This window comes from Paenibacillus sp. FSL A5-0031 (assembly GCF_001956295.1).
In the GTDB taxonomy this organism is placed as follows: Bacteria; Bacillota; Bacilli; order Paenibacillales; family Paenibacillaceae; genus Pristimantibacillus.
Window position 1 is genome coordinate 30,805 of record NZ_MRTD01000019.1, and the last position, 15,016, is coordinate 45,820.

12 protein-coding genes are annotated in these 15,016 nt (G+C 44.6%); 6 read left to right on the forward strand and 6 right to left on the reverse strand.

Translation table 11 applies throughout. The features are described 5' to 3' along the window. Window positions 1-50: 50 nt before the first annotated feature. The 4 genes from BK120_RS26740 to BK120_RS26755 form a co-directional block, all read right to left on the reverse strand. Window positions 51-1,196: a low temperature requirement protein A gene (locus BK120_RS26740; protein ID WP_076270568.1), complete on the reverse strand. Its 1,146-nt coding sequence runs from the start codon at window positions 1,194-1,196 to the stop codon at window positions 51-53. Between the two features lie 167 nt (window positions 1,197-1,363). Continuing rightward, entirely contained in the window at window positions 1,364-1,825 is a 462-nt protein-coding gene (locus BK120_RS26745) for a GNAT family N-acetyltransferase (protein WP_076270569.1), read from the reverse strand. Between the two features lie 133 nt (window positions 1,826-1,958). Beyond that, window positions 1,959-4,088, reverse strand: a complete 2,130-nt coding sequence (locus BK120_RS26750) for a GMC family oxidoreductase (protein ID WP_076270570.1) — start codon at window positions 4,086-4,088, stop codon at window positions 1,959-1,961. Between the two features lie 472 nt (window positions 4,089-4,560). Then, entirely contained in the window at window positions 4,561-7,155 is a 2,595-nt protein-coding gene (locus tag BK120_RS26755) for a GH116 family glycosyl-hydrolase (protein WP_076270571.1), read from the reverse strand. A 143-nt stretch (window positions 7,156-7,298) separates the two neighbouring features. Here BK120_RS26755 and BK120_RS26760 point away from each other — a divergent pair, with 143 nt between their 5' ends. Beyond that, window positions 7,299-8,174 carry an AraC family transcriptional regulator gene (locus BK120_RS26760; protein ID WP_076270572.1) on the forward strand — a complete coding sequence of 292 codons (876 nt, stop codon included), beginning with the start codon at window positions 7,299-7,301 and terminating at the stop codon, window positions 8,172-8,174. A gap of 5 nt (window positions 8,175-8,179) precedes the next feature. Here BK120_RS26760 and BK120_RS26765 read toward each other — a convergent pair whose 3' ends face one another. Continuing rightward, window positions 8,180-8,419, reverse strand: a complete 240-nt coding sequence (locus BK120_RS26765; protein ID WP_076270573.1) for a hypothetical protein — start codon at window positions 8,417-8,419, stop codon at window positions 8,180-8,182. 37 nt (window positions 8,420-8,456) lie between these two features. Beyond that, window positions 8,457-8,705, reverse strand: a complete 249-nt coding sequence (locus BK120_RS26770) for a hypothetical protein (RefSeq protein ID WP_076270574.1) — start codon at window positions 8,703-8,705, stop codon at window positions 8,457-8,459. 187 nt (window positions 8,706-8,892) lie between these two features. On the opposite strand from BK120_RS26770, the gene BK120_RS26775 reads away from it, so the two are divergent. From BK120_RS26775 to BK120_RS26795, 5 genes are all read left to right on the forward strand, one after another. Beyond that, a complete protein-coding gene (locus tag BK120_RS26775) occupies window positions 8,893-9,849 on the forward strand; it encodes an ABC transporter permease (RefSeq protein ID WP_076270575.1) in 957 nt (318 codons plus the stop codon). A gap of 12 nt (window positions 9,850-9,861) precedes the next feature. Next, entirely contained in the window at window positions 9,862-10,791 is a 930-nt protein-coding gene (locus BK120_RS26780) for a carbohydrate ABC transporter permease (protein WP_076270576.1), read from the forward strand. Window positions 10,792-10,878: 87 nt separating this feature from the next. Next, a complete protein-coding gene (locus tag BK120_RS26785) occupies window positions 10,879-12,372 on the forward strand; it encodes an ABC transporter substrate-binding protein (RefSeq protein ID WP_076270577.1) in 1,494 nt (497 codons plus the stop codon). 136 nt (window positions 12,373-12,508) lie between these two features. After that, entirely contained in the window at window positions 12,509-14,272 is a 1,764-nt protein-coding gene (locus tag BK120_RS26790) for a sensor histidine kinase (protein WP_076270666.1), read from the forward strand. After that, window positions 14,247-15,008 carry a response regulator transcription factor gene (locus tag BK120_RS26795; RefSeq protein ID WP_076270578.1) on the forward strand — a complete coding sequence of 254 codons (762 nt, stop codon included), beginning with the start codon at window positions 14,247-14,249 and terminating at the stop codon, window positions 15,006-15,008. The genes BK120_RS26790 and BK120_RS26795 overlap by 26 nt, the downstream gene beginning before the upstream one ends. Window positions 15,009-15,016 lie beyond the last annotated feature (8 nt).

Consider the following 15,016-nt stretch of genomic DNA (forward strand, 5'->3'; position numbering starts at 1 on the left):
AGCAGCAGACAAGTCGATAGTCATGAGCACCGTTCAGCAATGATCCGTGTTCATGGCTTTTTCACGTTTTGAGTTGTTAATTTTGCATATACAACAAAAAACACCATCACTTCTCCGATGATTATGTAATTGGGAAGTACTAGAAACAAATCCACTGTAAAAAAAGCGATCAGCAGCCCTAAGAAAAGCGCTAAATGTGAGATGCCCAATCTTTGATGTTCATGTCTATACTTATGGAAAACTAATGAGGTTGAAAAAAAGTAGAGCAATACAGATCCAAACATATAACCTAACATAAATAAATAATCTAATTGCTTCAAAAATAACAACTGGATCGAAGCTGCGATCATACACATTGATAAATAAATGAATAAATGCCCATAAATGATCGTTTGTCCTGCAGTCTCTATTGATTTGTTTACTTTCTTCTCGACGTTATCAAAATATTGCCACCACATAGCGATGATTAACACAAAAGTAATTAACGCAAATAAGATAGATTGCCACGTCCAGTTGCTGGACTGCAATACGGCTAGTATGCTGATTACGGATTCACCAAGCAGAATAAGGGTAAACAAAGAGAAGCGTTCTAATAAATGATGAGTATTTACCGGGCTTTTCACTAAATATTTTCGACCGATTAAAGGCAGCAATATGTCTACTGCTATTCCTGCATACAAAACGGCATAACGTATCCACGAGTCAAAAAATAATGATGATGCAGATATGACCAAACCAATCCAAAAGCGACTCCCTAAATACTGAGCAGTGATTTTTTTATGTGCTTCTTCTTTCTTATGTACCGCTAAATATTGAATAGCCGTCATAGCTCTTAAACCAATATAGCCTATTAAAAATGAAACATAATATTGATCAAAATCAACCGATAAGCTGGCGGTCATGATTAATACAAAAAATAATTGTAATATCAGAAATATTCTGTGAGACAAGACATCTTGTCCGAAGCGATTTACAAAAAGCGACTGCCCCACCCAAGCCCACCAGATCGGAACAAAAATTAGAACGAATTTCCCTAAGTATTCTACTGGAATGGAGCCATTCTCGACATGCAGCAGCACATGAGCTGCTTTTGAAACTGCCGCTACAAAAAGCAAATCATAAAACAATTCCAGCCAGGTAACCTTCTTTTCAGCAGATCCTTCTTTCTGTTGTAATCCTAATACTTGCTTAATCATGGTTAGTGCTCCTTTTCTATTGGGGTGCTGAACCCCCGCTATCCATCTTTTTGAGTACTAACCCATCTTAGCGGATGTGGACGAATACGAATAGAGAAATTTCACTATTTTTTGAGAGAGCAAAAAAAGAAGAGCAGGCTATCGCAGCTCCTGCTCTTATTATAAAATTAAAAATGCTTTTCCATCGCTTCATCGCAGCGAAAGAAACCATTTTTGGAGTAAAACTGCACACTATTGCTGCTCGGCCAAACCAATAGGAACTCGACTTTATTTTCTTTTGACCAAAGCTCCATGGCCAATTGAATGTCGCTGCCGATTCCTTGATTTCTAAATGCTGGTCGCGTATATACGTTGGTCACGTATCCATAATAAGGGTCCGGGGATTTACCGGGTCTAGGCACTTTATGAATAAGTTGAAGATACATATGTGACACTATGTTTCCTGAATCTTCTGCTACCCAAATATACCAGTCTCCGCTTTTCATTGCTTTAACTAAGAATTCATAACAAGTCTGATGGAACTCCTCGTAGTTTAGTGTACTATCGCTGTTCTCCTCTTCCGAGAACTCCCAGCGCATTCGAACAAGCTCATCGATATCTTCCAGGGTAGCAAGGCGTATAATGGACATGATTACCTCCCTTTTTTCAACTGCACAGATGCAGTTCCTCCACTACGCTTCTCTGATAGCAAAATGACCATCCGAGGTTTTAGCGAGTCTTTTATAATTTATTTTTTTGTTACTATGTTTCTCTAATTTTTCGCTACCCTTGTTTCACGAGGTTCTCTGCAGTACGGAAAGCTAAAGCAATGATCGTCAACACCGGGTTAACACCGCCATTGGTCACGTGCACAGATCCGTCGCTCACCCAGAGATTGTCGTATCCATGTATACGACCTAAGGGATCAGTTACGGAAGTAGAAGGGTCATTGCCCATGCGAAGTGTACCTGCCTGATGTTGTCCGGCGCTAAGCCCGCCACCTGCCCGAGTTTGCCAAACTTCACTTGCCCCAGCTGCCCAGAGCCACTTCTCTGCTTGCTCTCCCAGCATGGCTGAAGCTCGCAGCGACTCAGGATGGACGCTACCCGAGAGCTGAGCTACCGGTATGCCAAAGCGATCCTTTACCGTATTCGATAGCCGCACCCTTGACTCAGCGCTCGGGATCTCTTGGATCGGCCCCTGAATTTGGCTGGTGCGCAAGAAGCTCCGCCGCATGGTTTCCTTGCCTGCGCTCCCCCATCGTGCCGCATTCGGGGCAAGCGCTCGATACCAGTGAATAAGCGGCAACCGAGTGAACTCGTTGGCAAGCAGCCCTCCCCCGATAATGCCCTCGTTACTATGGTCAAAGCGGAAAGTGGCAATGCTCACTCCCGGACCAAGACCGTCTTGAATCGGTTCATCAAAGAGGCCGTATGCACCAGAGTAGACATGGCCTTGAAGGTTTCTTCCTACTTGTCCGCTCCGATTGCCGATTCCATCCGGTTCTGATTCCGTTGCCGAGTTGAGAAGAAGGCGTGCGCTTTCGATAGCTCCGGCGGCAACTACAACATGCCCCGCACGTATGATCCGTCGCTGGATTGAGCCCTCCAATTGCTGCACGAGACGAACCCCGGTAGCATGTTTTCCACCCTCGGTGTCAATGCGCTCCACCGTGGTATCACAGATCAGGTCGCAGTTACCTGTTGCGAGAGCCCTCACTAACATCGTATTATGCCCGCCATTCTTGCTATTGGTCGGGCAGGCAAATCCAACACACTGTCCGCACCGGCCGCAAGCTGGCCGACCGTCCCTATCAACGGAGTTGATGAGCAGCGGCACCGGACCTGCTTCCCATCCCAACTTTTCTGCTGCTCTAGCAAGTCGTTCTGCCTCCAGCGTACGTGACAGCGCTGGCATTGGATAATCCTGTCGTCGTTTCCCGCGTCCAGAATGGGCATTCCCATCACCAGAGACGCCAACTTCCCACTCGGCCCGCATGTAATACGGTTCAAGTTCTTCATAGCTAATCGGCCAATCGCTCAGCGAGCTCCCATCTGGTATTCCATAGCGACTCGCCATGCGGAAGTCATCTGGATGAAATCGCCATGCCTGCGCCCCATAAACTCGTGTCCCTCCACCCAACGTCATTGCATTATTGTGATAGTCCCCATCAATAGGCGATGTAATTCGCTCATCTCCGCCCGCCAATAGAATCGTACGAGGGCTGCCTTCCAATCCTGGTCCTGTGTTATGTCCATACTTGCTAAAGCGATGGTTGCGCAAATGATCACTGCCTACCTGACTGTAACGAAGCCAGCTTCCACGCTCAATGACGAGAACTTGAAGCCCTGATTCAGCTAATACAGCCGCTGCTACAGAACCGCCAGCTCCAGCACCTATGATGACCACATCATATTGGTCGCTAAGCTGGTCGAGGTTTTTTTGCGGTAAATCTATTTCTGGGGCCGCGTCAATGCTTTCGGGGACAGTCCCCGGACGAAATCCGATCATTTCCCATGATCTGCCTTCGCTATTCCCGCCAAGCTCCGGGCTTCCATAGTATCCTTCAACGACCAGACACAATAAATTGTCAAAGAAACGTTTGGATGAAACAGGCCAGCCGTCAAAAGAATCATGCTCGACGTCGCGCAACAATCGATCCTTCTCATGAGGCAACAGTTCCGAAAAAGGTTGGTTATGGAGAGCTAATGCCTCTGCTTCCAATGCACGAAGTCCTGGTTCTATTAGATCCGTCCAGGCAGCGGTATCCTGAGCAGCAATACGTTTCAGGTATGCTATAACTCCTCCATCGGTCGCCGACGGCCATGCATCTCCTGGAATCAGTTGATCTGCAACCGCTTCCAAAATTAAAAGAAGCTCGCTCGAAATATACTCTTGATCGTCAATCCTCATCGAACCTCCACCTCCATTGGCTTTTAACAGCAGCGTCTTGACTCATCCTCATGCACGCTCCTCCCTAATTTGCACAACGATACCTTAACAGCTTGCTTCACGCAGTCCCCAAGTTCTTCATGCATCACTAACCTTACTTTTTAACCTTTTAAAATCACACGAATACATCTATTTAAATATAGCTTCATTTCCATCTTATACTTTTCACTGAGTTGTTCAAGTGTTTTTCATTCTTTGTTCATTCCAAAATAGTAAACAATTATTCCTAATGATCAGATTTCATATCAAACAAAAAACCACCGTTTTGGAAACAGTGGTTTTAAGCTTAAGTTCGCAGATGTTCATAAACTAGAGCTTTTCTGGATGATAAAACGCACATGAAGCATACGTACAAATGCCGCTTTGGCCGAAATTGTTAACTTAAAGAGGTAGGATACGTTCTGTCAGACTGGAAAAAGCTAACCTCTTGCCTCTAAGCATGCTTTATCACAAGCATGTTTCCCTCATCAATGATAATCGGCTGTTCAAAATGAATCCTATCTTCTACGATGATATAAGCCAAACTAGCATCGCCTAATTCGATTTGTTTAATCGTTTCGATTCTATCTTCGGGTAGTCCAATCGATTTTAAGACCAGCTTGCCGCCCAGTAATTGCAACTGCGTCTGTGTCTCGCTTTGCTCGTAGACGCCCCAGCCCATGTCAAGCGACCATAACGTACGAAACTTATCCACATCCGACTGAACAGGTTTGAATCCAATCATGCCTTCGACCATGTCGTATTCGAAGCCGCTGAAGGCTTGCAGCAAGGAGTAACTTGCCAGAGATCTCGCGTAGTTGCTGCCGCATTCGATCTCGTTCCACGGATTGCGTTTCTCGCCGTCGTAACGCTCCCGGATCGCTTGAACAATGGAAACCCCCTCATCGATGAAACCCTCTTGAATCATGTGCGCAGCCGCTTGGTATTCGAAACCGGTCATCGTCTCCGAGTTATATGTGAGCGGAATCACCGGCTTATGACGGCCATCTGGCCAAGTGCAGATCACGAGTCCGCCCTCGTCGTTAAGAGAGTACAAGCGCCAAGTATTCGCTTCCCGCCTCATGCTGGATTTGAAATTATACCGATACAATGACTTCAAAGCTGTACGCATCTGCTCCTTATCGAAAATTTCGCCCAAACCGCATAAATTAGCGTGCCATTGTGCAATAACTTGGTCAATGACGCAGCCTTCCCCAATCTGGTATTTGATCTCCCCTCGTTCATTGTTCCAATATGTGCTGACGGTCTCTGTGTCGAATTTATCGAGCAGCGATTTATCCGATAAATCGATTTGTTGAACGTAGTACTCGCCATTGAACAGATGCTCATCGATCCATCGCTTTCCCGATCGAAACAGGCTGTCAAATTCGTCCGCAGTTTCACTCTCACCCAAGAATGCCGCCATCTCCGCTCCCGCTTTAAGAGCCGCTAAGTAAAATCCGTTCAGCCAAGAATTCGGTCCGTATAGCTCCATGTCAAGAGTGTGATGCTGCCTGCCCGACAATACGCCCGTTTTATCTGGGTCCCATTTGTCCTCGTTAGTATCGGCCCAAGCGTACGTAATGCTTTGCTTAATTTCTGGCCAGACGGATGTAAGCCACTCTGTATTGCCCGATATTTTCCAATCTCGATAAGCTTTAATAACGCCGCCGAATTGACCATCCGCGCAAGCACGGGAATCCATCCGCTCGCGTCCGAGCGGGAGCATTAACCGGAATGACATTCTGCCGTCGTCGCGTTTGTTGTATTTAAAATCTAAATCCCGCATGCTGCGCTCTAATCGTGGGAACAGGAAGGGCAGTGCATAAGCATAATTCCATACATGCGTACAGGAACCTTCGCAACAGCCAGTATCTTCGATGCTGCCTTCAAATCCATAGAAGGAACCGTCGGTTAGACGTAGTGATGTTGCCGTTTTGAGCACGGATAAATTTGCGGACACCGCATCCTTGACGACATCTGGCACCGTCGATGAGAACAACGCATCTTTAAACTTAACGGTCTCGCTGTAAAGACGATCCCAATGGTCAAAAGCATACTTCGCGCATGCGCTGGAATCCTCAAACAGCGTCGCATAATAATTTTTCCAGCTGTTAGAGCCTAGCGGATTGGGATTCCAATAGTTCTCCACGTTTGGAAAGCTCCAGCTGATCGTGAATCGAATCTTTTTCTTCTCTCCGGGCTTCAGCTCAATATGAGCGGCAAGTGATGCCGTGTCTTTGCGAACCGTAGGCGGTTCTGTCACGGGGTACTGCCGATTTTGCAAACGTCCTTGCTGCGTGAAATCATGCCAGAACATCTCGAGATTGTCGCACCAGCCGCCGCGATACCAGAACTCTTGGTAGCTGACATCTGGTGCATCAGTTGACAGGGTGATATCTCCGAACTGCACGTGCGCATCGTCATGCTGATCAGAGCATAGTTTAATCATTTGAATGGATTCGCCTTCGATGCCTTCAATCATGCTGTATTGGTGATTTACCTTTTCCGTCGGAATGGGGTTGCCAGCCGAGAGGCATAACGTGTATGCAATCTTATCAGGATTTGTATTTTCAATTTCCCACTCAAAAAAAGCCGCGGGAAGGCTAGAGTCATCCTCTTGCAGAGGAATGAACGGATTAAAGGCTACTAATTCGACTCGCCCAGGGAAATCGATTTCCTCAAATGACATACCTGCCAACGGGAATTCGCCCCTGAATTCCACCTCCCGAAAATGCGGCATACCCGCCATCGTCTGGCTTTCAGGTCCGAATCCGTATCCGCTATGCAGCGGAGCGCCGCGAAGATGCTCACCGACGTAAGGCGCTTGCAAATCGCCGTTCAACACCCGCGCATCCAGCACTTTTCCCTCCCGCTCCGCCTTTATTGCGAAGTGGCTAAAACCGTTGAAACTCTTCTTGTTCGGACGGTTGAATATTTCCCAGTCCACCAACCGGCCATTGCCTGCAAGACCGATGCTTCCGCTGCCGATTCCTCCAAGCGGAAAACTTATTTCCCTCATTTTAGTACCCTTATACGCCTTTTTCATGCTTATACCCTCCCTTAAGATCATGGTATACTTGAACAACAATCTACCTTCATCTTAATGGAATATAAGCAATATTCCTGTATATATAAGATCTATTTTTTATGTATAAAACGATTATTTTATAATGAAAGAGGCAGATTACGATGAAATTAGAGGACTACGTCATCGCTCCCTATGTTCGCGAATCAGATTATGCGATCCGTCCGCCCTTTTTCCTTGGCGAGCGCAATTTGCTGGATTATATCATTTTTTACGTGCAGGAGGGTTCGTTCGAAATCGAGGTCAACGGTAACGTTCATCTCCTGAATGCAGGAGATCTCTGTTTGCTTCAGCCCGGGGACGTACATTCAATCAAAGGCATTACCGATACGATCAACCCTTACGTGCATCTGGATTTCTTTTATAATTCAGAGAAGGATAAGAGCTTTATCACACGACCAGGACAATTGGACATGTCCCCCTACTCCACTTACTCACAACCTAGATTACATGAATGCGAATCCTTACTCATTCCATTTAAACTTGAAACTCCGCACTCCGTTAAGCTGCGTGACCTCGTCTTCAAGATCATTGAATGCTGGCAGTCACAAACCTATCTAGGCATCATGGAAGCCAATCAGCTGGCTTATGAATTTCTAACCGTGATTTTCAAAAGTTATATGAAGCCACAAGCTGCCTCGTCATCTCGTCGTCCTTTCTTGAACTGGATTACGTCCTATTTAGCGTTTCGCATCTCAGAACCTATCAATGTTAGCGATATGGCCAAAAGAGCAGATCTTTCTCCCTCTCGATTCACAGTACTATTCAAGAAACAATTCAATATGACACCTTATCAATACTTACTGAATTTGCGTATCCAGCATGCTCAGGAGTTGTTGAAGGAAGGCATGTCCCTTCAGCAGACAAGTGAATATTGCGGTTTCACTGACGTTCATCATTTATCCAAAACTTTCAAGTCCATAACTGGAGTCAATCCCGGTTATTTCAAAAGGAACTATGATCAGGAACGAAATCACTAACTGCATTAGCCGCCCGTCTCATTTATAAAAATCGATTCTTTATCCGGTTTTACACCAATAAATACTGGCAAGCTTTTAACCAGCTGGCCTTCCCCAATCTCTCTCGGAAAAAATGCAATGAATAGATCGGATTTGCCCACCCTTTTTCCTGTAAACGAAAGCTGAAACGAATAGCCATTTTGATCAAAACTATCCATCCACTTACGCATGAGGCCTAGCTTGGCAGCTGTCTCTGGATTCATCATCTGTATATAGCCATCGGGAAAGGATATTTCTGGATATTCATAGCGGTATCACTTCATTTGCGTTGCGCAAATGAAGTACCTTCGTATGTTGGATAAAATCTGAATCCGTCTCATAACCCCGCATTGCCGCTTCAGCTGGAATATCCAGCAGCTCCGCCGCCAGCGCCAGCGCGTCTTCAGCAAAGATCCTTTCTTTCTCCCAAATCGCCTTTAGTTCGGCAGGGTTCACACCGGGCGAACAAAACTCAGCCCATTTTGAAGGCAGCCCATTCACGTAATTATCCATTTATTTTAACACATATTGGAATTAAGCCTTGAGTCCATTCTTAAAGTTCTGTAAAACAGAATGATCGAATCTAACGTTTGTTGACTATAGTATCAAGTTTGTTATCTAGAAGCATCAAATCCTCCTATTATACAATGAGCTTAACAAGTGCAACACATCCGAGAAGACACCGAAAGGAGTAAAAGGCATGAAATCGACAGTTGAACTTCAAGATAAAAGAAAGCGCTTACGAATTCGTTGGCACAAGCAGGATACAGAACTCACCCTCTTGGCATTGCCTACAACGATATGGTACATCCTGTTTTGTTTCTTACCTATGTTCGGGATCATTATTGCCTTCAAAAACTTCAAAATTAGCGGCGGGTTTTTGAGCAATGTATTTAATAGTCCTTGGGTAGGCTTCAAAAACTTTGAGTTCTTATTCAAGTCAAATGACGCTTGGATCATTATTCGAAACACCATTGGATACAACATTATTTTTATCGTTCTAGGTATTGTGTTGCCCGTACTCTTCGCTATTATGATCGGGCTGCTCCACAGCCGCAAAGCAAGTAAAGTCTATCAGACGATGATGTTCCTCCCTTATTTCCTATCTTGGGTTGTCGTATCTGCTGTAGGCTGGGCGTTCCTAAGCTTTGATAAAGGGATTCTTAATCAATTGCTCGTCAACATGGGCGGCGATCCTGTTAACTGGTACATGGAGCCGGCTTACTGGCCGTACATTCTAATTCTCTTAAATGTATGGAAAGGCTTAGGTTATGGCATGGTCATTTATTTGGCAACCATCACAAGCCTTGACAGCACTTACTATGAGGCAGCTGTAATTGATGGCGCTTCCATTTGGCAGCAAACACGTTTTATTACATTGCCAATGCTCAAACTCGTTATCGTCATGCTGTTCATTCTATCAGTTGGACGTATATTCTACACCGATTTCGGCTTGTTCTTTCAGGTTACGCGAGATTCCAATTCATTGTTTAACGTGTCTACCACCATCGATGTCATGGTGTATAAACAACTGAAATCCGCCACCTTAGGGATGGCAGCTGCTGCCGCATTCGTACAGTCCGTTCTGGGTTGTGCAACTATTCTAATCGCTAATTGGATTGTTCGCAAAATCGATCCTGATAGCGCGATGATGTAAGGAGGTAAGACCATGTCAACGAGAAGGACTTACGAAACAGGCCTTGAGAAATTCAACCGTACAAGCAACGTAGTAAACCTATTTTTCAACCTGATCTTTATCGTATTGGCGCTGATCTGCGTCATACCCGTAATTGTAGTGCTATCCATTTCACTTTCCAGTGAGGACTCCATACGTGAGACAGGATATCATATATTGCCGGTTGCATTATCAGGCGAAGCATACGCTTATGTGATCAAGCAAGGAACGATGATTTTGCGAGCGCTCGGCGTATCCGCTCTTGTTACGGTGGTTGGTACTGTGCTCGGTATATTTCTTACCACCTCCATGGGTTATGTTCTTTCTCGCCCAAACTACAAACTGAAGGGCTTTCTAACTTGGGTCGTTTTCATTCCTATGATATTCAATGGCGGTCTGGTTTCCAGCTACTTCATTAATACTAACCTATTAGGACTAAAAGACAGCGTCTGGGCACTCATTCTGCCGCTTGCCGTCTCTTCATTTAACGTTATCATTTGTAAAACCTTCTTTAAAAGCACGATTCCTGACGGGCTGATTGAATCTGCTGAAATTGATGGTGCGAGCCAGCTGCGAATCTTTTTCTCCATCATTCTGCCGATTTCCTTGCCTGTCATTGCAACCATTGGACTATTTCTCTGCTTCTCTTATTGGAATGACTGGTTTCAATCGATGTTATACATCAACAACCAGAACCTATATTCTTTGCAGGCACTGCTTAACAGCTTGATGAGCAATGTCGATGCGCTTGCCAAAAACGCTGCAAGTATGGGCGTTAGCTATGCCGTGCTCGTCGCAACGATGCCGAAGGAATCTGCCCGCATGGCTGTAGCGATTATCATTGTTCTGCCTGTAGCCTTCGCCTATCCGTTCTTCCAGAAATATTTCATTTCCGGGTTAACGATTGGCGCAGTTAAAGGATAATCAACGAAATAAACCAAGCCTGCTTGGTTTATGATAGATCACTGTACAACGCTTACGGTGACACAACTTCAATAAGGGGGAAATGAAATGAAGAAATCTTGGAAGTTCATCTCTACGCTTTGTATTCTCACACTACTGGTGAGTGGCTTAGCAGCCTGCTCCGGCTCGAACTCACCTGCTGCAACAAATGCTCCGTCAAAGACAGATGCGCCAAAGGACGGCGAAACACCAAGCAAGGATATTCCGACGCTCATCTGGTGGACGATCGGCGGCCAAGTACCTAATAACTTCGGCAAAGCGATCGATGCTATGAATGAATATACAGCGGAGAAAATTGGTGTAAAAATTGACATCAAAGTAGCCAGCTGGGGTGAATGGGACACCAAAATCAACACAATTGTAAATACTGGCGAACCCTTCGACATTATGTTCACAAACAGCGGTAAATACAGCAAGCAAGTGGCTATGGGAGCTTTTGCCGATATCACTGATTTAGTTCAAAGTGATGCGCCTGACTTATACAAATTGATTCCTGAAAAGGTTTGGGATGGCACGAAAATTGGCGGCAAATATTATTCCGTACCTACTTATAAGGATTCGGCACTAACGCAATATTGGGTGTACGATGATAAATACGTGCAAAAGTACAATATTGATATCAACAACATCAAAACCCTGCAGGACCTTGATCAACCGCTTCACAACATCAAGTCCGGCGAAGGCAAAAGCTTCTACCCATTGCCGATGACGCAAGGTGAAGGCTTGAATGGTTTCTTTAACAATTATGATGATTTAACACTAGGCTTCACTCCGGTTGGCGTAAGAGCTGACGATGCATCACGTACGGTTGTCTCTGTTCTTGAGCAGCCTGATGTTATGGCCGATCTGAAGCTCCTGCATAAATGGTACCAAGATGGCATCATCAACCCAGATGCTCCGACTAAAACAGAGAATGAAAAAGGCAGACCATTCTTTGCAGCTCAGGCATTTCCGGGTGCAGAAGTAAGCTGGCAAATCAATGATGCTGTTGAAAAATATGATATGGTTCAACACTTTGGCCCTATTTATACAACAAGCACGATCCAAGGCTCCTTGAATGCGATTTCTGCGAATTCGAAATATAAGAAAGAAGCACTAAAGTACCTCGAATTAGTCAACACTGATCCAAAACTACGCAATATGCTTGCATTCGGCGAGCTAGACGTAGATTACAAAAATGTGGATGGCGAAAAGGTTATCGAGCGTACTTCTGATACTTGGCCGCTGGCTGCTTACTCCCAAGGTACATTCTTTAATCTAGCAGTTACCAAGGGTGCTCCTGAGGATCAATGGGACCAAGTTAAAAAGCTGAATGACGCAGCGACATCCTCCACTGTGCTAGGTTTCGCATTGGACATCAGCAATCTTCAGACCGAAGTGGCAAATTGCCAATCCGTATGGGACAAATACAAATATGAACTCATTACAGGCGCATCCGATCCGGAGAAAATGATTCCTAAAATTACTGCTGAATTAAAGTCCGCTGGCATGGACACAATTATGAAAGCGGCTCAAGAGCAAATCAATAACTACTTCAAGTAAGTTGAATAAGCATCCCATATTGAGACACTCTGTATGGGATGCTTATTTCTTGCTATCTATGAAGCTTCGCTTAATCATGATAAAGTGGTATGGAAACCACTTGCTTTTAGGCGAGCTGCTGCAATTGAGGTGCCATATGAGCTCTTTTTTACAAATCAAAATTTATCGTTACAAGTTTATTGCCTATGTCGTCTTTGTCGTAACTATCGGACTCGCCCTTGGCATTCTGACCTGTGTCATGCTGCTGAATCAGTGGGTTGGTGATGCTCGTTTAGAGGCTGCAAATGCGTTCGCAGGTGTAGAGAATGAGCTGCAGTACGATGCTGACCGAATTGAGGCTTACATGCAGCGTATATACTCCAATCATAGTCTAATGGAAGATGCTCGCAGCTTTTTGAACAGCAGCGTTGAAGGCTATTTAACCAATAGCCTGCAAAACAGCCAATTCTCACAGCCGTTGGTATCCTTCCCAGAGGATATTAAAACCTACCTGTACAGCTGGGCGCAGGGTGAAATTACGCAGGTTAGTCTGCATACCAATCAGTATAGCAATGTTGTACGCTTTAACGAAAACGGAATTGCAAGCTTCATATTCGGTCTTCCAAATACAGACGAAGCTTTTCACGATACGATTCAAAAAGGCTTCGTATATCGCAAGAAACTATCGGATACATCACAGGGCTCTAAGGAATTAGGGGAGCTGCGCTTCTTGGTCAGCAGCGATCAAGTCTTTAAATCGATACAAAATTATCGTTTGGGAAAAGCTGCTGCAGTCAGTACCTCTGGTGAGGTCTACCTTATCGGCAGCGGACAGGATCAGAATTTAGAGGAATTATCGCGTCTCGCGGCGGCGAATGGACGCAGTCATGGCGTTATTTCGCAGGGCTTGTTCAAGCATATATTTTATATTACCTTTCCATCCACCAAGTTCAATTTCAAGTTCGTTAGCATCGTTGATTTATCCATGCTGATTAAACAGCATGCCAGGATGCTGATTACCATCTTTCTGATCGTATTAACGACCATGATAAGTGTACTACTGCTTATTGTGTATAATATGCGGGATGATTTCCGCTTCCTGCACCGCATTATTCAATCGATTGGGCGCGTGAAATCAGCTAATTTCACACCTAATCGCCCTGCCCGTTATCGTCGAAATGAATACGGCATGATTGCAAGGGAACTAGATGATATGATTGAGAAGTTAGATAAGCATATCCGCAATGAATATTTACTTAAACTAAAGCAGCAAGAAACTGAGATGAAAGCGCTTCAAAATCAAATCAATCCTCATTTCCTTTATAATACTTTAGAGGTCATCCGCTCCACTGCTTTGGTTAATCAGGACAGAGATACCGCTGATGCCATTGCTACCTTAGGGGCGCTCTATCGCGAAATCGTCAAGAAGGAAAATATTATTTCGATTGCAAGTGAGCTGGAATTGCTACAAAAGTATTTAGAAATTATGGAGTTTAAATATCCAGAACGTTTTTTTTATCAAGTCAATGTAGATCCTGCGCTACTCTCAATCCCTACCGTGAAATTCTGGATGCAGCCTTTGGCTGAAAACTTTTTCATCCATGGCTTTAGCGCTAGCAATGAGTTTAACCTGTATATCGTTAATGGCTGGGAAGCTGAAGATTATTATGTATTGGAATTTGTGGATAATGGACGTGGTATTGGGGCGGAGCGTTTAAATGCAGTACGAAGCACACTGTCCAACCAGGATGATACTTCTTCCGAGAGTATCGGTTTACGCAACGTCTATACGAGGCTGCACTTCTTTTACGGGAAAAGCTTTTATATAGAGATTGAAAATAATGAGGAAGCTGGAGTTAAGATTTCTGTACGGATTCCAAAAGAGGTGATTGAACATGTACAAACTGCTGATAATGGATGACGAACCACAGATTTTGGAGGGGATGAAGCGAATCCTCGACTGGAAACAATACGGTTTCAGTCGAATAGATACGTGCGAATCTACGGAAGCCGCCATGTCCAAGGTTGTAGACCTGCTGCCTGATGTCGCTATTTTTGATGTCTGTGTTGGCAAGGATCTTGGTTATGAAACGATTCATAGACTTAATGAGCTCCAAATCCCTACCAAATATGTGATTATGAGCGGCTATAGTGAATTCAAGTATGCCCAAGAAGCCATTCGCTGTGGTGTTAAAGACTATCTGCTCAAGCCATTAGATCGTACAAAGCTGCAGCAAGTGATTGAGAAAATTATTGTTGAAGATCTCCATGGTACGATAGGCAATGCTAGCTGCGAGAGCCTGAACAAGGACCCGGTACTCGGTGTAAGTTATGACAGCTTATCCAAGCTGGTTAACCGCATTTTGCTCATGATCAAGACGGAGTATGCTCAGAATATTACTTTAAAATCAGTGGCAGAACGTTTCCAGATGAACAGTACCTATCTTGGACAATTATTTCTTAAAGAATCCGAAATGAAATTTTCAGAATATCTAATGGCTTACCGTATGCTGCTCGCGCAAGAACGAATTCAATCGACAGATGAGAAGATTTCTTCTATCGCTCTTTCTGTCGGCTACAACAATCTCAATTATTTCTATACACATTTTCAAAGCTTTTTCGGAAAATCTCCCTCTGATCTGCGGGGAAAAGGTTAACAACGAAC

Coding starts and splice junctions, on each gene's coding strand:
- BK120_RS26740 (WP_076270568.1), bottom strand. CDS start 1,196: ATGATTAAGCAAGTATTAGGATTACAACAGAAAGAAGGATCTGCTGAA.
- BK120_RS26745 (WP_076270569.1), bottom strand. CDS start 1,825: ATGTCCATTATACGCCTTGCTACCCTGGAAGATATCGATGAGCTTGTT.
- BK120_RS26750 (WP_076270570.1), bottom strand. CDS start 4,088: ATGAGGATTGACGATCAAGAGTATATTTCGAGCGAGCTTCTTTTAATT.
- BK120_RS26755 (WP_076270571.1), bottom strand. CDS start 7,155: ATGAAAAAGGCGTATAAGGGTACTAAAATGAGGGAAATAAGTTTTCCG.
- BK120_RS26760 (WP_076270572.1), top strand. CDS start 7,299: ATGAAATTAGAGGACTACGTCATCGCTCCCTATGTTCGCGAATCAGAT.
- BK120_RS26765 (WP_076270573.1), bottom strand. CDS start 8,419: ATGATGAATCCAGAGACAGCTGCCAAGCTAGGCCTCATGCGTAAGTGG.
- BK120_RS26770 (WP_076270574.1), bottom strand. CDS start 8,705: ATGGATAATTACGTGAATGGGCTGCCTTCAAAATGGGCTGAGTTTTGT.
- BK120_RS26775 (WP_076270575.1), top strand. CDS start 8,893: ATGAAATCGACAGTTGAACTTCAAGATAAAAGAAAGCGCTTACGAATT.
- BK120_RS26780 (WP_076270576.1), top strand. CDS start 9,862: ATGTCAACGAGAAGGACTTACGAAACAGGCCTTGAGAAATTCAACCGT.
- BK120_RS26785 (WP_076270577.1), top strand. CDS start 10,879: ATGAAGAAATCTTGGAAGTTCATCTCTACGCTTTGTATTCTCACACTA.
- BK120_RS26790 (WP_076270666.1), top strand. CDS start 12,509: ATGAGCTCTTTTTTACAAATCAAAATTTATCGTTACAAGTTTATTGCC.
- BK120_RS26795 (WP_076270578.1), top strand. CDS start 14,247: ATGTACAAACTGCTGATAATGGATGACGAACCACAGATTTTGGAGGGG.